This is a genomic window from Pseudomonas sp. H26/SER47-MNA-CIBAN-0231, from assembly GCF_040310465.1.
Taxonomy (GTDB): Bacteria; Pseudomonadota; Gammaproteobacteria; order Pseudomonadales; family Pseudomonadaceae; genus Aquipseudomonas; species Aquipseudomonas atacamensis.
The window spans coordinates 340,013-358,538 of sequence record NZ_JBEOPW010000005.1 but is presented as its reverse complement, the minus strand read 5'-3'; the positions used below and the strand labels follow the sequence as shown (position 1 = coordinate 358,538).

Genomic DNA, 18,526 nt, shown 5'->3' with positions numbered 1-18,526 from the left:
TGGTGTGCATGGCTTACGCGTCGATTTTCCGCGCCGATCTGTTCAGCGGCCAGAACCTGATTGTCACCGGCGGCGGCAGCGGCATCGGTCGCTGCACCGCCCATGAACTGGCGGCGCTCGGCGCCAATGTGCTGCTGGTCGGGCGCAAGCCGGAAAAGCTCGAAAAAGTCGCCGCCGAAATCACCGAGGACGGCGGCCGCGCGCACTGGAAGGCCTGCGATATCCGCGATGAAGAAGCGGTCAAGCAACTGGTCAAAGAGCTGATCGCCGAACACGGGCCGATCCACGGCCTGGTCAACAACGCCGGGGGCCAATACCCGTCGCCCTTGGCCTCGATCAATCAGAAGGGCTTCGAAACCGTGCTGCGGACCAACCTGGTCGGCGGCTTTCTGATGGCCCGCGAAGTGTTCAACCAGTCGATGAGCAAACACGGCGGCAGCATCGTCAACATGCTTGCCGACATGTGGGGCGGCATGCCCGGCATGGGCCACTCGGGCGCCGCGCGTTCGGGCATGGACAACTTCACCAAGACTGCCGCGTTCGAGTGGGGTTACGCCGGGGTCCGGGTCAACGCGGTGGCGCCGGGCTGGATCGCCTCCAGCGGCATGGACACTTACGAGGGCGCATTCAAAGCAGTGATTCCGACCCTGCGCGAGCATGTGCCGCTCAAGCGTATCGGCACCGAATCGGAAGTCAGTGCGGCGATCGTGTTTCTGCTCAGCCCGGCGGCAGCGTTCATCAGCGGCACCACGGTGAAAATCGACGGCGCCGCCAGCCTCGGCAGTCGTGCCTGGCCGCTGCACAAGGCCAGCCACAGCGAATCGTTCAACGGTTTTCACCGCGCGTATTTACCAGAAGTGTTGCGTCCCGACGTGCTCAAGGACAAGGAATAAGCCATGGCGCAGATTCAGTCGCAACTCGATCCGCACAGCGAAGCGTTCGCGCGCAACCGCGCGGCCATGCTCGCCGCCATCGAGCAGGTGCAGCAGCTCGAACAGAACCTGCTGAACAAGGCCGCCGAAGCCAAAGACAAATTCAGCAAACGCGGGCAACTGTTGCCCCGCGAACGCCTGAACCTGTTGCTCGACCCCGGTGCGCCGTTCCTCGAATTGGCCAGCCTCGCCGGCTACAAGTTGCATGACGACAAGGACGGCAGTTCGGCCGGTGGCGGGCTGATTGCCGGCATCGGTTATGTCTGCGGCATCCGCGCGATGGTGGTCGCCAACAACAGCGCGATCAAGGGCGGCACGATCTCGCCGAGCGGCCTGAAAAAATCCCTGCGCCTGCAACAGATTGCTCGGGAAAACAAACTGCCGATGATCACCCTCGCCGAAAGCGGCGGTGCCAATCTCAACTACGCGGCGGAGATTTTTGTCGAAGGCGCGCGCAGTTTCGCCAATCAGGCGCGCATGTCAGCCATGGGTTTGCCGCAGATCACCGTGGTACACGGCTCGGCCACGGCGGGCGGCGCCTATCAACCGGGGTTGTCGGATTACGTGGTGGTGGTGCGCGGCAAGGCCAAGCTGTTCCTCGCCGGCCCGCCATTGCTCAAAGCGGCGACCGGCGAAGTGGCCAGCGATGAAGAACTCGGTGGTGCCGAAATGCACGCGCAGGTCGCCGGTACCGCCGAATATCTCGCTGAAAACGACGCTGACGGCATACGCCAGGTCCGCGACATCATGCGCATGCTGCCATGGAACGAGCAGTTGCCCTGGCTGCCGCAGCCGCAATTCAAAGAGCCGCTTTACCCCATCGACGAACTGCTCGGGCTGATCCCGGACGATGCAAAAAAGCCCTACGACGTGCGCGAAATCATCGCGCGGATTGCCGATGAATCGGACTTTCTCGAATTCAAAGGCGAGTTCGATCAGCAAACCCTTTGCGGCCAGTTGAAAATCCAGGGCCGCGCCTGCGGCTTCATCGGCAACAACGGCCCGATCACCCCGCAAGGTGCGAGCAAGGCGGCGCAGTTCATCCAGTTGTGCGACCAGAGCCAGACGCCGCTACTGTTTTTCCACAACACCACGGGTTTCATGGTCGGCACCGAATCGGAACAGCAAGGGGTGATCAAGCACGGCTCGAAACTGATTCAAGCGGTGGCCAACGCACGGGTGCCTAAACTGACCATTGTCGTCGGCGGTTCCTACGGCGCCGGCAACTACGCCATGTGCGGGCGCGGGCTCGATCCGCGCTTCATCTTCGCCTGGCCCAACAGCCGCACGGCAGTGATGGGCGGCGCACAGGCCGGCAAGGTCTTGCGCATCGTTACCGAAGCCAAACAGCTCAAGGACGGCATCGAGCCCGATCCGAAAATGCTCGACATGCTCGAACAGATGACCGCGCAGAAACTCGACAGCCAATCCACTGCCCTGTACGGCAGCGCCAACCTGTGGGACGACGGCCTGATCGACCCGCGCGACACCCGCACCCTGCTTGGCTACTTGCTGGATATTTGCCACGAAGCCGACAGGCGCACGCTGCAACCCAACAGCTTCGGCGTCAGCCGCTTCTGACCGCCACGGATCCTACGGAGAACAACAACAATGATCTTCACCCCGGAACACGAAGCCCTGCGCCGCACCGTTCGCCAGTTCGTCACCCACGAGATCAACCCGCACGTCGAAGAGTGGGAAAAGGCCGGGCGCTTTCCGATCCATGAGATTTTCCGCAAGGCCGGTGAGCTGGGCCTGCTGGGCATTTCCAAGCCGGAAAAATTCGGCGGCATGGGCCTCGACTACAGCTATTCGATCGTCGCCGCCGAAGAGTTCGGCACCATTCATTGCGGCGGGATTCCGATGTCGATTGGCGTGCAGACCGACATGTGTACACCCGCCCTCGCCCGCTTCGGCTCCGATGAGTTGCGCGAAGAATTCCTGCGCCCGGCGATCACGGGCGAACAGGTCGGCTGCATCGGCGTTTCCGAAGTCGGCGCCGGCTCCGATGTCGCCGGACTGAAAACCACGGCACGCAAGGACGGCGATGACTACGTGATCAACGGCAGCAAAATGTGGATCACCAACTCGCCGAGCGCCGATTTCATCTGCCTGCTCGCCAACACTTCCGACGACAAGCCGCACATCAACAAGTCGCTGATCATGGTGCCGATGAACACCCCGGGGATCAGCCTCAGTTCGCACCTGGACAAGCTCGGCATGCGCAGCTCGGAAACCGCGCAGGTGTTCTTCGACAACGTGCGCGTGCCGCAGCGCAACCGCATCGGCCATGAAGGCGCCGGGTTCATGATGCAGATGCTGCAGTTCCAGGAGGAACGCCTGTTCGGCGCGGCGAACATGATCAAGGGCCTGGAATATTGCATCGACAGCACCATCGAGTACTGCAAGGAGCGCAAGACCTTCGGCAACGCGCTGATCGACAACCAGGTGATCCACTTCCGTCTCGCCGAATTGCAGACCGAAATCGAATGCCTGCGCGCGCTGGTCTATCAGGCCACCGAGCAGTACATCAAAGGTCAGGACGTCACGCGCCTGGCGTCGATGGCCAAGCTCAAGGCCGGACGCTTGGGCCGGGAAGTCAGCGACAGCTGCCTGCAATATTGGGGCGGTATGGGCTTCATGTGGGACAACCCGGTGGCCCGTGCTTATCGCGATGTGCGTCTGGTATCGATTGGCGGCGGCGCCGACGAAATCATGCTGGGGATCATCTGCAAACTGATGGGCATTCTGCCGGGGAAAAAGAAATGAGCCGCCTGCCCGATTGCCAGACGCTGTTGCTGGAACTGCATGGCGGCGTGCTGCACATCACCCTCAACCGTCCGGACAGCCGCAACGCGATGAGCCTGCAAATGGTCGCCGAACTGCGCGCAGTGCTGGCGGCGGTGCGTGATGACCGCACAGTGCGGGCCTTGGTGCTCAGCGGAGCCCGCGGGCACTTCTGCGCCGGTGGCGACATCAAGGACATGGCCAATGCCCGGGTTCAAGGGGCGGACGCTTACCGTGAGTTGAACCGGGCGTTTGGCGCGTTACTGGAACAAGCCCAACATGCGCCGCAAGTGCTGATCACGGTGCTGCAAGGCGCCGTGCTCGGCGGCGGCTTCGGCCTGGCTTGCGTCAGCGATGTTGCGATTAGTGATCACCAGGCGCAGTTCGGCTTGCCGGAAACCAGCCTTGGCCTGATCCCGGCGCAAATCGCACCGTTTGTGGTGCAACGGATAGGCCTGACCGAAACCCGCCGACTGGCCCTGACCGCAGCGCGTTTCGATGGCCACGAGGCGCATCGTTTGGGGCTGGTGCATTTCGTTGAACAGGATGCGCAAGCGTTGGCCGAGCAACTGGATGAGGTCTTGCAACAGGTGCTGCGCTGCGCACCCGAAGCGAATGCGATGACGAAAAAATTGTTATTGGCCAGCGCCGGGCAGCCTTCGAGTGAATTGCTCGATGAGGCGGCGCAGTGGTTCAGCGCGGCGGTAACCGGAGGCGAGGGAGTCGAGGGGACCATGGCTTTTATGCAGAAACGCAAACCTCGGTGGGTCAGCTAAAAGCTTCGCGAGCAGGCTCGCTCCCACAGGTCGAAATGCATTCCAAATGTGGGAGCGAGCCTGCTCGCGATGAGGCCATTCCATTCACCGCTATCATTTCAGGAACCCCACCATGCCTACCCTCCACAAAATCCTGATCGCCAACCGCGGTGAAATCGCCTGCCGCATCCAGCGCACGGCCCAGGCGCTGGGCTATCGCACCGTCGCCGTGTTCAGCGACGCCGACGCCGATGCGCTACACGTACAAATGGCCGATCAGGCCGTGCACATCGGCCCGGCGCCGGTACAGCAGTCGTACCTCAACATTGCGGCGATCCTCGACGCCGCCCGCCGCAGCGGCGCCGACGCGATTCACCCGGGCTACGGCTTTCTCTCGGAAAACGCCGATTTCGCCCGCGCCTGCGCCGAAGCCGGGATGACTTTCATCGGCCCCAGCGTCGAAGCGATCGAACTGATGGGCAGCAAACGCCTGTCGAAAATCGCCATGCTCGACGCCGGCGTGCCATGCATTGCCGGCTATCAAGGCGCAGCGCAGGACGACGCGACCCTGCTGGCCGAAGCCGAGCGCATCGGCTATCCGCTGATGATCAAGGCCAGTGCCGGTGGCGGTGGACGTGGCATGCGCCTGGTGCACGAGGCCAGCGAACTGGCGGCGCAACTGCGCACCGCGCGGTCCGAAGCAATGAACGGTTTCGGCAGCGACGAGTTGATTCTCGAACAGGCATTGATCGAACCGCGCCACGTCGAAGTGCAATTGTTCGGCGACCAGCACGGCCATCTGGTCTATCTCGGCGAACGTGATTGCTCGATCCAGCGCCGTCATCAGAAAGTCATCGAAGAAGCGCCGTGCCCGGTGATGACCGCCGAGCTGCGCCAGGCCATGGGCGAAGCGGCGCTTAAGGCCGGGCGCGCGGTGGATTACGTCGGCGCTGGCACCGTGGAGTTCCTGCTCGACGCGCGCGGCCAGTTCTACTTTCTGGAGATGAACACCCGTCTGCAGGTCGAGCATCCGGTGACGGAATTGATCACCGGGCTGGATCTGGTCGCATGGCAGTTGCTGGTTGCCGAGGGCCAGCCGCTACCGCTGACGCAGGAGCAGATCCGTCTCGACGGTCACGCCATGGAAGTGCGCCTCTACGCTGAGGATCCCGCTGCGGATTTTCTTCCGCAAACCGGCCGAATTGCGGCATGGCAACCGGCTTCGGAGCACGGGGCGCGGATCGATCACGGTCTGCTTGAAGGCCAGTCGGTCAGCCCGTTCTACGACCCGCTGCTGGGCAAACTGATCGCCCACGGCGCAACCCGCGAAGAGGCGCGGCGCAAGTTAGTGCGTGCGGTGCAGGACACCGTGCTGCTTGGCGTGCAAAGCAACCAACGCTTGCTCGAAGGCCTGCTGCAACATCCGCAGTTCATCAGTGGCGATTTCAGCACCGCCTTCATCCAAGAACATTTTTCCAGCCATGCCAGCCTCAACACTTATGTGCCGACAACGGCGCAACTAGCGATTGCCGTGGTGTTGTTCTATCACGCCAGCGCCCTGCCCCATCGCGCCCCATTGAATGGCTGGCGCAACAACGCCGGCGTGCCGTTGCACTATCGACTCGGCAGTGACGAGCAGGGCTGGACGCTGTCGGTGCTGGCGCGCAAAACCGGCGAGTTGGTCGTGCAGGCTGGCGAAAGCACTGTGGCGGTGAAAATCATTGAGCACGCCGCGCAATCAATCACCGTCGAAGTCGACGGCCTGCGCCAGCGCCATGCCTATCGTCTGCACGATCGGCAGCTGTGGCTGTTCACCCATCCGGGCAGCCTGCGCCTGGAGGATCGAACTCATGCGCCGATCGACAGTCAGACCAGCGTCGCCTCCGGCACCCTGAAAGCCCCGATGGACGGTGCCATTGTCGATGTGCTGGTCAGCGAAGGCAGTACGGTCAGCAAGGGTCAATTGCTGGTGGTACTGGAGGCAATGAAAATGGAGCATCCGTTGAAGGCCGGCATCGATGGCGTGCTCAAACGGGTGCAAGTGAAGGTCGGCGATCAGGTAAAAAATCGTCAGGTTCTGTTGCAGGTCGAGTAGTCGCCCGGGCACAAGCGCGGGGTTTGACTACGCTCTGATAAATCAGAACGCGGAAATCAGGAACCCTGCGATGCCCCATTGGCTGGTCATAGATCTGGAAGCCACCACAGACGAGGGTGGCTGGCCGGTCACGGAGATGGAAATTATCGAGATCGGTGCGACTCTGGTCGACCGCGCCGGGCGCGAGCAGGATCACTTCCAGCGCTTCGTCAAACCGACCCGCCGGCCATTGCTGACGCCATTCTGTCGGGAGCTGACACACATCACCCAGGCCAACATCGATTCGGCGCAACCGCTGAGCGAGGTCTGGCCGGCCTTTGAGCGTTGGCTCGCGCAGCATCAAACTCGTCTGGAAGGCTGGGCCAGTTGGGGCGGTTACGATCGCCAGCAATTGCTCCAGGAGTGGCAACGCCTGAACATCGACAGCGGCCTGAGCAAAGTCCCGCACATGAACCTCAAACAGCGCTTCGCCAAGGCCCGCCGCCTGGAACGACCGCTGGGGCTCAACGGCGCGTTGCAACTGGCGGGCATGCAGTTCAACGGCCAACAACATCGCGCGCTGGAAGATGCCCGCAATACCGCGCGGTTATTGCCGCTGGTCCTGCCGCTTTAGACGCGTGACGGCGCGAAAAGCCTTGTGCATACTGGCCGCCCCCTTTTAAGCCCTTTTCGAGGAATCCGCCCATGTTTAAAGTCAACGAGTACTTCGACGGCACCGTCAAGTCGATCGCCTTTGGCACCGCTGAAGGTCCGGCGACCATTGGCGTCATGGCCCCGGGCGAATACGAATTCGGCACCAGCCAGCGCGAGATCATGCATGTGGTTTCCGGCGCGCTGAGCGTAAAACTGCCAGACAGCAGCGACTGGGAAACCTTCGCCGCCGGCAGCCAGTTCAACGTTCCGGCCAACAGCAAGTTCCAACTGAAAGTCGAAGTGGATACCGCTTACCTGTGCGAATACCGCGGCTGATCCCGCCGGTTTCACCGCGCAAAAAAATGCCCGCGTCCAAAAGACCCGGGCATTTTTCGTTTCAGGGAAAGTCTATTCGAGAATTTCCACCGGCATGCCGACTTCCAGGCGGCCATTGCCGTCGTTGACCAGATTCTGCCCGAACATCGCGCCATCGGCGGTGCTGCGGTGTTTCTGTAACGTCGCGAACGGCTCACGATCGGCGCTGCGCTCACCGGTTTGCGGGTCAACAGTGGTCATGATGCAACGCGCACATGGCTTGACCACGCGGAATTCGATATCGCCGATGCGAATGCGTTTCCATTGGTCCTCGGCGTAAGCCGCGCTGCCTTCGATCACCAGATTCGGACGGAAGCGCAGCATCTCCAGCTCTCGCCCTACCGTTTCCGAGAGGGCCAGCCGCGAGGCTTCGCCGATCAGCAGCAATGGATAACCGTCGGCGAACGCCACTTGATCGTCATCCTTGCCGAACCCCGACTGCGTGGTGCGTGCCCGCTCGAGCGGCATCTGCACCAGACGTGTCGGCTTGCCGAGGAAGTCGCTGACAAACCGCGCGGCTTGATCACCGGCGTCCGGCACCCGCAGGGTGTCACGCCAGATCGTCACACCGCGCAGCTCGGCGTCGGCAGCGGGCAGCGCGACTTCGATAGATCCCTGCTCGGGAGCGCTGAGGGTCAAACCGCCGCCGGCATTCCATAACGCCGACAACTGACTCATCTTCGCTTCGGCACGCTGGGTCAGAAAGCGCCCGCTGGCCTCGTCCACCAGCATCCAGCGTCGGTCGCCCGCCAGCCCGAGCTTGTCCAGCTCAATGCTTTGCAGCATTTCGCCCTTGCCGGATTTCAACGGGTAACGATAAAGCGCGCTCAGACGCAGCATGGCCAGCTCCCTGATGGAAAAACGCCACCCTATACGAGCTTCGATACCGAATCAAAGCCGTCATTAATGTAAGTACAGTTCTGTGGGAGCGAGCCTGCTCGCGAAGAGGCCGGCACCTTCACCATCAATGTGTCCGACCCTGCGCTTTCGCGAGCAGGCTCCCACAGGAAGCAAAATGTGCGTGTTTCAGGCCGGCACGGCGTCGAGCATCAGACGCTGGCGTACCACATCAACCAGTTTATCCGGCTGGAATTTGGAGAGGAAGTTGTCGCAGCCGACCTTCTTCACCATCGAGTCGTTGAAACTGCCCGATAGCGAGGTGTGCAGCACGACGTACAGGCCACGCAGGCGAGGGTCGTTGCGGATCTCCGTGGTCAGGCGATAACCGTCCATTTCCGGCATTTCCGCATCGGTGAAGATCATCAGCAGTTTATCGGTCATATGCACGCCGGTATCGGCCCAGGCCTTGAGCATGTTCAAGGCTTTCAGACCGTCGCTGGCAATGTGCATCTTCACCCCGAGCTGGCCGAGGGTATCGCGCAATTGCGATAGCGCTACGTTGGAGTCGTCCACCAGCAACACTTCGCGGCCACGGGCGCGCTCCAGTACCGGGTCGTCGAGTTTCTCGCGCGAGACCTTGGCGTTGTACGGGACGATTTCAGCGAGGACTTTCTCGACGTCGATGATCTCCACCAGTTGATCGTCGACCTTGCTGATCGCGGTCAGATAATGCTGGCGGCCAGCACTGGTCGGCGGCGGCAGAATGGCTTCCCAGTTCATGTTGACGATGCGGTCGACACCGCCGACGAGGAAGGCCTGCACCGAACGGTTGTATTCGGTGACGATGATCGTGCTGTTCGGGCCCGGCACCAGTGGGCGCATGCCGATTGCCTGGGACAGGTCGATCACCGGCAGGGTCTGCCCGCGCAGATTGACTACGCCGCAGACGAAAGGATGACGCTGCGGCATCAGGGTCAGCTTGGGCAGTTGCAGCACTTCCTGAACCTTGAACACGTTGATCGCGAACAGCTGGCGTCCGGCCAGGCGAAACATGAGGATTTCCAGGCGATTCTCACCCACCAGTTGCGTGCGTTGGTCTACCGTGTCGAGAATGCCGGCCATCAATGACTCCTGGGCTTGTTCTGATGAATTCACTATGGGGGTTTATCGGCTGCATTCAGCTAATCTTGATTGCTGTAAAGCGCGTCGCTAAAAATGCCATAAACGGCCATTGATGTCACACTGACATCATGCTTTACTGGCAATCGTGATTTCATCTGCTAGATTCATTGCGGCGCGACCTCGGTTTGCACGTTAGGTTCCCGCGCCTAAGGGATTCCCCTAGGATCAATCAGGCCCAACCTGATATTCGCCATTTCCAATAGCCATTACTGTGACGCCATTCTCATTGCATGAACGGAGTCAGGCTATTGTGTGCGATCGCAATTCAGTGGCAACCCACCCTCTGGAACCCCTCGGTCCGTGCACCTGCACCGCCGGGCGCGATCTGCCGACGATTCACGATCGTCGCCACACACGGCCATCCGTCAACCAACACGACGTGGTGGAGATGAACATGCCAATCGACCGTAAAGACTGGGCGCAACGCTTCCCCGAATTTCTGGTCGAGGCCGAAACGCTTCTCGCCAAGTCCGAAGAATGCCTGAGCCATCTGCAACTGATCAGCAATGACAAGGATGCCATCGACTGCATGCTCGGCACTCTGCTGAAGCTGGCCGGCCGCGCCGAAGCCTTGGCACTGGAAGCAATCTCCGAGTTTTCCCTGCACATCTACAGTCTGCTGAATCTGACCCAGGATCGCGTCGATCTGCACGAACAGGCCCTCGATGCCTTGCGAGACTGTTTCACCCTGATGGCATGGCAGCTTGAGCTGGTCGATCATAAAACCGGACAACTGAGCCTTGATGGCAGCGAGCAGACGGCCCTGCTTGAGGCCTTCGCGGCACAAATGGGCCAGGACACGTTCGAGCCGAAGATGATGAGCAAACGTTTGCTCTCTGGGTCTCTGATAGCTCACCAGGCTTGAGAAAACCGGCCGCGAAACTGTCGTAATTGAATAGTGCATACCTGCCAGCGACAATCCGAGGCAAATAATCTGCCCGACCAACGGCTGATTTCCAGATGCCGCCATCAGGGTTTTCCCTGTGTGCTCCCCGAGACACTTCCAGGCAAAATCGAAGTCGTCCAACTACAAAAACTCCAACTTTTTCCAATATGGAACTTGCGTCCACGATCCGGTATTTCCTGACTGAATGGACATATATAGCGACCGCGACCAACGGTATGTTAAGTGGTATTATGCCGCCGGTTAATTACCTGCTGTTTAATGGCACAGTGACTTCAGCGTTTCATTAGCAATGTTACTGCCGGTCAATGATTGCTTAACGAATGCGGTATGAATCAATAACATAATTGACAGTATTTCCACACAGAGATCCGCCAGTCACCGGTCGGTCTGCCCGCAGCGAACATCCATTGGCTCCATCCGTTATGTACGCCAGTCTCAAGTCACTCATTACATGGCCACCTTCTCGGGAAAACGCCCGGCGCTTCACACTTGTTCTGTGTGTTCTGGCGACCTTGGGCAGCCTGCTGGCGTATGTTGTTTCCGCACGCCTTCCCTTGGGATTGCTGGCACTCGACGTTGCCGCCACCGCGTGCGTCTGGGTGCAATATCGCTTGTCGCGCAAATCGATCAAGTTTCAGCCACAAGAGCTGGCTGATCGACTGCTGCAAGTCCAGGAAAACGAACGCCATCGCCTCAGCCGTGAACTGCACGACGATATCGGCCAGTTGCTCACTGCCGCCAAGCTGCAAAGTGACTGGCTCAAACGCCGCCTGCCGGAAGATCTGCAGGAACAATGCAAGGTTCTCTGTGACACGCTGGATGAAACCCTGACCAAGGTGCGTGACGTCTCGGCGATTCTCAATCCACGTCAATTGACCAGCCTGGGACTCGAAGCCAGCCTGCGTGCGCATTTGCTCAAGACACTGGCCAACACGCCGGTCAACTGGAGTCTCGATTGCCAGCAACGGCTCAACGGCATCCCCGAGGAAATGGCCGTCGCCGCGTTTCGCATCGCCCAGGAAGCCGTGACCAACATCCTCCGGCACGCACAGGCAAAAAACCTGTTGATTCGGGTACAGCGATTGCCGCAAGGTCTGACGCTGTTGATCAGTGATGACGGCCTGGGTTTCGCCCCGGCGGCCGACCCGGCCAGAGAAGGTCAACGCGGCATGGCCGGAATGGCCGAGCGTATCGAACAGTTGGGCGGCACATTGAGCGTTATCAGCGAGCCGGGCAAAGGCACTCGAATCGAAGCACTTTTCCCGTGGGCGCCTCGGGCACTCGAACGGGCCAGTACGAATAAGGTTATGCGTTGACTTGTAACTTACTTCTGGTGGATGACCACTCGCTGATCAGAGCCGGCGTGCGCGCTCTGGTATTGGATATTCCCGGTTACGCGGTAATCGGCGAAGCCAGTGATGGTTCGCAATTGCTTGAAATGGTCGAGCAATTGAGCCCGGACATCGTATTGCTGGATATCTCAATGAGAGAAACCGGCGGCCTGGAAGCGCTGCAACGGCTCAAGCGCGTGCGGCCGCAGAGCAAAGTGCTGATTCTGTCGATGCACACCGATCCGGCGCTGATCATGCAGGCGCTGGAGTCCGGTGCCCATGGCTACCTGCTCAAGGACACCACGGCCACCGAGCTCGAGCACGCGCTGGAAGCCCTGCGCAACAACGAACGCTACCTCAGCCCGGCCATCGCTCATACGGTGATCAATCAGGCACTGACGCGAAACCAGAAAAGCCAGCCGGACATCGCCGATTCGCACAATCTGACCGCGCGCCAGCTGGAAATCCTTCGCCTGATCGTGCGCGGCAAATCGACCCGGGAAATTGCCAACGGCCTGGGCTTAAGCGTCAAGACCGTGGAAACCCACCGCGCGCAGATCATGAAACGCCTGCAAATCTACGACGTGGCGGGTCTGGTGCTGTTCGCTGTGCGTGAACAGATCATCAGCCTTGATGACTGATTGACGGTTGTTGGCCCAATAACGGCGAGTCCTTCGGCAGATGCACCTGCAACGCTGCAGGTTTCGCAACAAATCGCAGACTGTCGCCTTCCAGCGGCTCGCCATCGAGATTGATGCTCAGCCCTTCGGCGACCTTGATCTCGACCCACGGCAATCGCGCTCGCACAAACATATTGTCGAGGCCGAAGCCCTCGCTCAGCAGATTCTTCAACGTGCCGACCAGCTCCTGCGGTGCTGGCAAAATGCTGATATCCAGCAAACCATCGTCGACTCGCGCCTCGGGGCACAGCACATGGCCGCCACCCGCCTGCCGTCCGTTGCCGATTCCCAGTGCGAGCAGTTCACCCTGCCAATGAAAATCCGGGCCTTGCAACTCGCCGTAAGCGGCATGCAGCTCGCTGAACCGGGTCAGGCCGGTAAACAGATAAGCGGCGCCGCCCAAAACCTTTTTCAAGTCTTCCGAAGTATTGGCGGTCACCTGGCTGCCGAATCCGCCGGTCGCCATGTTCAGGAAAATCTGCCCGCCCACCTCGCCCAAGTCGATATCCGAGGGCTGAACGTCCAGTAGCTCAAGGGCTTCGGCCGGCTCCAGGGAAATACCGGCGGCACGGGAAAAATCGTTGGCGGTTCCCAGCGGCAGGAGGACGAGACTGGCTTTTTGCGGATGCTGCGCCAGCGCCTCGGCAATATCGCGCAACGTGCCATCACCGCCACCGGCGATGATTTTGCTGTAGCCGGCCGCCAACGCTTCCTCGACCAGACGCTGAGCGTCGCCAGCCTCCCACGTCACTCGCACAGCCAGCTCCCAGCCTTGCTCACGCTTGGCTTCGACGGCAGCGCGGACATCCTCGTTGAGTGCCTGTTTGCCATGCAAGATCAGCAGTGCCCGGCGTTCACTCATAACGTCACTCCAAGAATTGAAATCGATTGAAACATCTTGACCACTGCGCGCGTTAAAAAAGCCGCAGGGATGGCAATTAATTGCTTTTCAAACGGCCAGCGTCCTACACAGCGGTATTTTTTCGTACGGAACAAGAGGAATCGGCTTAATTGACCCCGTCCGATCATTGGGTCACCGTGTGCCGGCAGCACCAACTTTCAACTCAATAACACAAGGATGTGCCGGTAATGAACGGATACCCCGCGATTCATTTCCATGAATCGAGCAATGGAATAATCAGCAAGCGTGCAGTTGCTACGACCAGCGAGTACTTCCATGCGCAACCATGAAACCAAGGCACCGGTGAGCCCGGTCGCCGCTCTCGCCGAAAGTCGTGCCAGCAAGAAACCAGACTTCTGTAACAGCGCCAAGACCCCTGGAGAGTTTGATATGGAACCCCGAGTCAGCGAGCTGGAGACTCACTTCAAATACATGCGCCGCGACATGGACGAAGTGCTCAATGATGTGCGGACGATCAAACACCGTCTGGCGTATTCGGCGGGTGCCACCGCTGTCATCCTTGGACTGCTGGGATGGGTGGCCAACAGCCGATTCGACCAGTTGGTGACGTTGATCAGCAACTGACCGAATCATTCGTTGCACGCGCCGTGCGTATCAGCCGACGCGTGCATGGACGAGATGGCCTACCCCAGAAGGTCACTGAGGGGAATGAAGCTCACTTCATCACCCTCGCTCAGCGTGCGGCCCTCTCGGACTTCCACCAACCCGTCGGCCCACGCCGCGCTACGCAGCACACCCGAACTCTGGTTGCGGTAAATGATTGCGCGCCCCTGCTCCAAACGCCCGCGCAAATATTCACGACGGTTGCCGGCCACCGGCCAGACAAAGCCTGCTGGCACTGCAAACTTGAGCGGCTCGACATCTTGCACACCCAGGCGTCGCAACAGATAAGGCCGCGTCAGCAAGGCGAACGTCACCAGCGTAGAGGCGGGATTGCCGGGCAGGCCAATCACCGGCACGTTGCGGAAATGACCGAACGTCAATGGTTTTCCCGGCTTGATGGCCAGCTTCCACAAGGCCAGTTCGCCTTCTTCACGCAGGGCAATGCCGAGGAAATCCGCCTCACCGACCGAGACACCGCCGGTAGACAGAATCAGATCGACGTCTTGTAATTCGCCCAGCCGCGCCCGCGTGGTGGGCAGATCGTCCGGGAGAATTCCGCCATCAATCACTTCACAACCCAGACGCTGCAGCCAGCTGCACAAAAGCACGCGGTTGCTGTTATAGATCTGGCCCGGCCCCAATGCCTGACCGGGTTCAACCAGTTCGTCCCCAGTGGACAGAACCGCCACCCGCGGCTTGCGCACGACGTTAACCCCGGCACAGCCAAGCGAAGCAGCCAGGCCTTGCTCAATCGGTCCGAGCCGGGTTCCAGCTTGCAGCACCAATTCGCCGACCGTGGTTTCCTGCCCTTGCGGACGAATGTTCTGCCCGGCTTTCAAAGGTTCAAGAAAGCGCACTCGGCCGTCGGCCTGAACTTCGGCGTTTTCCTGCATCTCGACACAGTCGGCACCCGGCGGCAGCGGTGCCCCGGTGAAGATGCGTGCGCAGGTGCCTGGTTCCAAAGGTTGTGGAGATCGCCCGGCGAAGACCTTTTGACTGACCGGCAGCGGCTCGCCTTGCCAATCCGCCAGGTTCAAGGCGTAGCCGTCCATGGCGCTGTTCGGCCATGGCGGCAGATCCAGCGTCGAGATCAGATCTTCCGCCAGCACCCGCCCTTCGACTTGAGCCAGCGGCAAGTGCTCGCGCTCGACAATGCGCGACGCATCGGCCATGGCCAGCAAACGCTCGAGCGCCGTTTCGACAGGCAGCAAACTGCCGGTCTTGCCCGGCTTACCCACGGGATTCACAAGGCGCCGCCTGCTTCAGATGGGTGACGAAGTTGCAGGGACGATGACGGGCGTCCAGTTGCTCAGCGAGAATGCCGTCCCAACCGGTGCGCACTGCATTGGTCGAACCCGGCAGGCAGCACACCAGCGTGCCGTTGGCCAGACCAGCCAAGGCCCGGGACTGCACGGTCGAAGTGCCGATATCGGCTACGGAGATCTGGCGGAACAGTTCGCCAAAACCGTCGACCTGCTTGTCGAGCAGGCATGCCACCGCTTCCGGCGTGCTGTCACGCCCGGTGAAGCCGGTGCCGCCGGTGATCAGCACAACCTGAACCACGTCGTCGGCAATCCAGTTGGCGACTTGCGCGCGAATTTTGTAGAGATCATCTTTAAGCAAAACCCGCTCGGCCAGCGCGTGACCGGCCGCGATCAAGCGATCAACGAAGACCTGGCCGGAGGTATCGGTTTCCAGGGTTCGGGTGTCGCTGACAGTCAGCACCGCAATATTGAGCGGCTCGAAAGGTACATCAGCCTTGGCTTTCATAGGCTCTTCCAGTTGTAGGGGAAACAGCCCGGTGTTATATCACAGCGGCTCATTTTTCCGCCGCCCCTCTGGAGAGTCGTCATGCCCTCGAACAACCCATTGCCAGCCTGCTCCGTCCTGCTTCTGGCCGGTGGACGCGGTCAACGCATGGGCGGTCAGGACAAGGGGCTTATCGAGTGGCTGGGCGAGCCGTTGATCGCGCATTTGCAGCGCAAGGTACGGCCGTTGACCGACGATCTGATCATCTCGTGCAACCGCAATCGCGAGCGTTATGCCGGGTTTGCCGATCAGTTGGTAATGGATGATGAAGGCGATTTCCCCGGGCCGCTGGCCGGTATTCGTGCAGGACTGAAAGCGGCGCGCCATGCGCATTTGCTGGTGTTGCCGTGTGATGTGCCGCGAATCGACAAGGCCTTGCTGCAAGACATGCTGACCACTGCCGATCAGCAACGTGAAAAACCTTTAATGCTGCGCCACGGCGAGCACTGGGAACCGCTGTTGTGCGTGATTCCGGTGGCGCTGTTGCCAGCGTTCGAAGCAGCCTGGAATGCAGGTGAACGCAGCCCGGGGCGGGTGATGCGCAGTCTCGGCGCCGTCGCATTGCAATGCCCTGACAACGACCCGCGACTGGCCAACCTCAACACCCCGGAATTGTTACATCTGCACAACACTGTGTCAGACTGACATTATCCAAGGAACTCTCACGCCTTGTTTACGTCTCAAGCTCAGTAACCAGAAGATTTCCCATTCGGAGACACACTCATGACTCAACGGACCCTCGCCACTTTCATGCTCGCACTGGGCCTGGCAACCCTCGCAGGTTGCTCCTCGCCAACAGTGATCACCTTGAATGACGGTCGCGAAATCCAGGCCGTCGACACCCCGAAATACGATGATGATTCGGGCTTCTACGAGTTCCAGCAGCTGGACGGCAAAGAGACCCGCATCAACAAGGATCAGGTTCGTACCGTTAAAGAGCTGTAAGGCTCCGCGTCGTTACCGGATACAGAAAAGCCCGCATTGTCATGCGGGCTTTTTCATGGGCGCTCGGAAAGCAGTTTCAGCATTACCACTGCAAGGTGATTTGACTCTCGAACTCCCGCAACTCACCGGTCACCGGGTCGATGAAGCGCAGGCCTTGCGCAAGCAGCTTCAACGGGTTGGCGTAGTCGTCCTCGACATCTTTCAACACAGTCGGATAAAACGGATCGTTGCAAATACTCGCTCCCAGCGCCGTCATGTGCACCCGCAGCTGATGCTTTTTGCCGGTCACGGGATACAGGCCATAGCGCCACAGATCACCATTTTTCTCACGCACTTCGACCGCCGTTTCGGTATTGCAGGCGCCAGGCCCTTCTTGCATACGGAAAAACGGCTCGCCATCGATCAAACGGCTCGTGTGCACCAAAGGGAAATCCAGCTCGGGCAGCGCCGGGGCGATCGCTTCGTAGCGCTTGTCGATCTGCCGGGTCGGGAACAATGACTGATAGGCCGAGCGGGTCTGCGGATTGGCCGAGAAGATCACCAGCCCTGCGGTGTGCCGGTCAATGCGGTGCAGCGGCACCAGATGCGGATTGTCCAGCCGACGGATCAGCCGCCGCAGCAGGGTTTGTTCGACATATTCTCCGGCCGGGGTGACTGGCAGAAAGTGAGGTTTGTCGGCCACCACCAAGTGTTCATCGGCATAGAGAATCGACTCGAGAACCGGGATCGGCTTTTCGTCCGGCACCTCACGAAAGTAATGAATGCGCAGCCCTTCCCTGTACGGCAAGTCCAGCGCAATTGGCTGGCCCTGCGCATCCAGCACCCGTCCGCGAGCAATCCGGTCAAGCCACTGTTCGCGGCCGATGGCACTGAAGTGCTCGCACAGGCAATCGAGTACCGTCAGCCAGGAACCGGGCGGCAGGTACAAGGTGCTGGCCTGATTGTGCGCAGCGGAAAATACGGGACTGGACATACGAAACAGAATTCCTCAATGCAAGCCGGCATTATCCAACAGTGAGGCAAAGCCACCTAGCGCAGTTTCATCAGGCCGGAATCGACTTGAGGGCCGCCGCTTCGGTGAACTCCTTCAGCCAGCGCAAGACATCGACCGCCTCCCAGCGCCCCGGGTCGTACAACGCGTATAACAGTCCCTGATAACCGACCACATCCAGCTGCTTGTGATAACCGGCGCGTTGAAAAAGGGCTTCGATTTCGGCAAAGCAGGTATTGAAATGCAGCTTGTTGAATGGCGTCTTGCCTTCCGTGACCAGCCCGTCCAGGCGCAATTCGAGGACGGCCTCGCGCACCACGTCCACCGACATCCGGTTAACGCTGCTCTTCAACTGTTCGACATTGACCACGGTTCATCCCTCTGACTCGATTGCTGTATGGACATACAGTAACCGAAGAAGTCAGCGAGCGCCAACGCAAGGATGTATCGCTGCGACCAGCGGAAGGATCAAGGCAAAATCAACAGCCTAAAAATGCCACCACCTGGTCGGCGCTGAACGGCCAATCCAGCTCCGCGCCAGTGTCAACGCGCCGCAGTACCGGGATGCGCAAGCTGTATTTTTCGAACCACGATTCGTCTTCGGCAATGTCCACCAGTTCAACCAGCAGACCATGCTCGACGAAGGGCATCAGCTCGGCTTCGGCGACTTCACACAGGTGACACCCGAGGGTGCCGAACAGCTGACATTCAGGAGGCATGACGGCATTACCGGAAAACA

At 60.0% G+C, this 18,526-nt stretch carries 21 protein-coding genes and 1 pseudogene; 14 read left to right on the top strand and 8 right to left on the bottom strand.

Annotated features, from left to right (window positions below):
• The first annotated feature begins 8 nt into the window (after positions 1-8).
• From AAEZ10_RS11125 to ppnP, 8 genes and pseudogenes are all read left to right on the top strand, one after another.
• A complete protein-coding gene (locus tag AAEZ10_RS11125) occupies positions 9-893 on the top strand; it encodes an SDR family oxidoreductase (RefSeq protein WP_073472477.1) in 885 nt (294 codons plus the stop codon).
• Positions 894-896: 3 nt separating this feature from the next.
• Complete coding sequence (gene atuC, locus AAEZ10_RS11120) at positions 897-2,513, top strand: geranyl-CoA carboxylase subunit beta (protein WP_076563700.1); 1,617 nt, start codon at positions 897-899, stop codon at positions 2,511-2,513.
• A 30-nt stretch (positions 2,514-2,543) separates the two neighbouring features.
• On the top strand, positions 2,544-3,701 hold the full coding sequence (gene atuD / locus AAEZ10_RS11115; RefSeq protein ID WP_056788533.1) for a citronellyl-CoA dehydrogenase: 1,158 nt from the start codon (positions 2,544-2,546) through the stop codon (positions 3,699-3,701).
• Positions 3,698-4,495: an enoyl-CoA hydratase/isomerase family protein gene (locus AAEZ10_RS11110; RefSeq protein ID WP_350569179.1), complete on the top strand. Its 798-nt coding sequence runs from the start codon at positions 3,698-3,700 to the stop codon at positions 4,493-4,495. Before atuD ends, AAEZ10_RS11110 begins: the two co-directional genes overlap by 4 nt.
• A gap of 112 nt (positions 4,496-4,607) precedes the next feature.
• Positions 4,608-6,105 (top strand): annotated as a pseudogene (locus tag AAEZ10_RS11105) (acetyl-CoA carboxylase biotin carboxylase subunit); the annotation flags it as partial.
• Positions 6,078-6,569: an acyl-CoA carboxylase biotin carboxyl carrier protein subunit gene (locus tag AAEZ10_RS27925; RefSeq protein ID WP_502947685.1), complete on the top strand. Its 492-nt coding sequence runs from the start codon at positions 6,078-6,080 to the stop codon at positions 6,567-6,569. The pseudogene AAEZ10_RS11105 and the gene AAEZ10_RS27925, both read left to right, overlap by 28 nt.
• Before the next feature lie 70 nt (positions 6,570-6,639).
• A complete protein-coding gene (locus AAEZ10_RS11100) occupies positions 6,640-7,182 on the top strand; it encodes a 3'-5' exonuclease (RefSeq protein WP_016770826.1) in 543 nt (180 codons plus the stop codon).
• Positions 7,183-7,253: 71 nt separating this feature from the next.
• Positions 7,254-7,538 (top strand): pyrimidine/purine nucleoside phosphorylase, encoded by a 285-nt coding sequence (ppnP, locus tag AAEZ10_RS11095; RefSeq protein ID WP_024013687.1) that lies wholly within the window; start codon positions 7,254-7,256, stop codon positions 7,536-7,538.
• Between the two features lie 72 nt (positions 7,539-7,610).
• On the opposite strand, the gene AAEZ10_RS11090 is transcribed toward ppnP, so the two are convergent.
• Positions 7,611-8,417 (bottom strand): MOSC N-terminal beta barrel domain-containing protein, encoded by an 807-nt coding sequence (locus AAEZ10_RS11090; RefSeq protein ID WP_122746639.1) that lies wholly within the window; start codon positions 8,415-8,417, stop codon positions 7,611-7,613.
• 186 nt (positions 8,418-8,603) lie between these two features.
• Entirely contained in the window at positions 8,604-9,539 is a 936-nt protein-coding gene (locus AAEZ10_RS11085) for a chemotaxis protein CheV (RefSeq protein WP_016770829.1), read from the bottom strand.
• 454 nt (positions 9,540-9,993) lie between these two features.
• Here AAEZ10_RS11085 and AAEZ10_RS11080 point away from each other — a divergent pair, with 454 nt between their 5' ends.
• From AAEZ10_RS11080 to AAEZ10_RS11070, 3 genes are all read left to right on the top strand, one after another.
• Positions 9,994-10,464 carry a hypothetical protein gene (locus tag AAEZ10_RS11080; RefSeq protein WP_110601741.1) on the top strand — a complete coding sequence of 157 codons (471 nt, stop codon included), beginning with the start codon at positions 9,994-9,996 and terminating at the stop codon, positions 10,462-10,464.
• Between the two features lie 464 nt (positions 10,465-10,928).
• Positions 10,929-11,822: a sensor histidine kinase gene (locus AAEZ10_RS11075; RefSeq protein WP_122700119.1), complete on the top strand. Its 894-nt coding sequence runs from the start codon at positions 10,929-10,931 to the stop codon at positions 11,820-11,822.
• Positions 11,819-12,478, top strand: coding sequence for a response regulator (locus AAEZ10_RS11070; RefSeq protein WP_041478445.1), 660 nt, complete (start codon positions 11,819-11,821; stop codon positions 12,476-12,478). Before AAEZ10_RS11075 ends, AAEZ10_RS11070 begins: the two co-directional genes overlap by 4 nt.
• Here AAEZ10_RS11070 and yegS read toward each other — a convergent pair.
• A complete protein-coding gene (gene yegS / locus AAEZ10_RS11065) occupies positions 12,462-13,379 on the bottom strand; it encodes a lipid kinase YegS (protein WP_016770833.1) in 918 nt (305 codons plus the stop codon). The genes AAEZ10_RS11070 and yegS overlap by 17 nt on opposite strands.
• Positions 13,380-13,694: 315 nt before the next feature.
• Between yegS and AAEZ10_RS11060 the strand changes: the two genes are divergently transcribed.
• A complete protein-coding gene (locus AAEZ10_RS11060) occupies positions 13,695-14,003 on the top strand; it encodes a hypothetical protein (protein ID WP_016770834.1) in 309 nt (102 codons plus the stop codon).
• Between the two features lie 59 nt (positions 14,004-14,062).
• On the opposite strand, the gene AAEZ10_RS11055 is transcribed toward AAEZ10_RS11060, so the two are convergent.
• Together AAEZ10_RS11055 and moaB are read right to left on the bottom strand one after the other, a co-directional pair.
• On the bottom strand, positions 14,063-15,289 hold the full coding sequence (locus AAEZ10_RS11055; protein ID WP_130929298.1) for a molybdopterin molybdotransferase MoeA: 1,227 nt from the start codon (positions 15,287-15,289) through the stop codon (positions 14,063-14,065).
• Positions 15,273-15,812, bottom strand: a complete 540-nt coding sequence (moaB, locus tag AAEZ10_RS11050) for a molybdenum cofactor biosynthesis protein B (protein WP_350569172.1) — start codon at positions 15,810-15,812, stop codon at positions 15,273-15,275. Before moaB ends, AAEZ10_RS11055 begins: the two co-directional genes overlap by 17 nt.
• Positions 15,813-15,893: 81 nt before the next feature.
• Here moaB and mobA point away from each other — a divergent pair, with 81 nt between their 5' ends.
• Together mobA and AAEZ10_RS11040 are read left to right on the top strand one after the other, a co-directional pair.
• Positions 15,894-16,496 (top strand): molybdenum cofactor guanylyltransferase MobA, encoded by a 603-nt coding sequence (mobA, locus tag AAEZ10_RS11045; protein WP_350569170.1) that lies wholly within the window; start codon positions 15,894-15,896, stop codon positions 16,494-16,496.
• A gap of 78 nt (positions 16,497-16,574) precedes the next feature.
• Positions 16,575-16,796, top strand: a complete 222-nt coding sequence (locus AAEZ10_RS11040; RefSeq protein WP_016770600.1) for a YgdI/YgdR family lipoprotein — start codon at positions 16,575-16,577, stop codon at positions 16,794-16,796.
• A gap of 82 nt (positions 16,797-16,878) precedes the next feature.
• Here AAEZ10_RS11040 and AAEZ10_RS11035 read toward each other — a convergent pair whose 3' ends face one another.
• From AAEZ10_RS11035 to AAEZ10_RS11025, 3 genes are all read right to left on the bottom strand, one after another.
• Positions 16,879-17,769, bottom strand: coding sequence for a pseudouridine synthase (locus tag AAEZ10_RS11035; RefSeq protein ID WP_350569168.1), 891 nt, complete (start codon positions 17,767-17,769; stop codon positions 16,879-16,881).
• 70 nt (positions 17,770-17,839) lie between these two features.
• On the bottom strand, positions 17,840-18,157 hold the full coding sequence (locus AAEZ10_RS11030; RefSeq protein ID WP_016770837.1) for a hypothetical protein: 318 nt from the start codon (positions 18,155-18,157) through the stop codon (positions 17,840-17,842).
• A 109-nt stretch (positions 18,158-18,266) separates the two neighbouring features.
• On the bottom strand, positions 18,267-18,506 hold the full coding sequence (locus AAEZ10_RS11025; protein ID WP_122746645.1) for a glutaredoxin family protein: 240 nt from the start codon (positions 18,504-18,506) through the stop codon (positions 18,267-18,269).
• Positions 18,507-18,526: the final 20 nt, after the last annotated feature.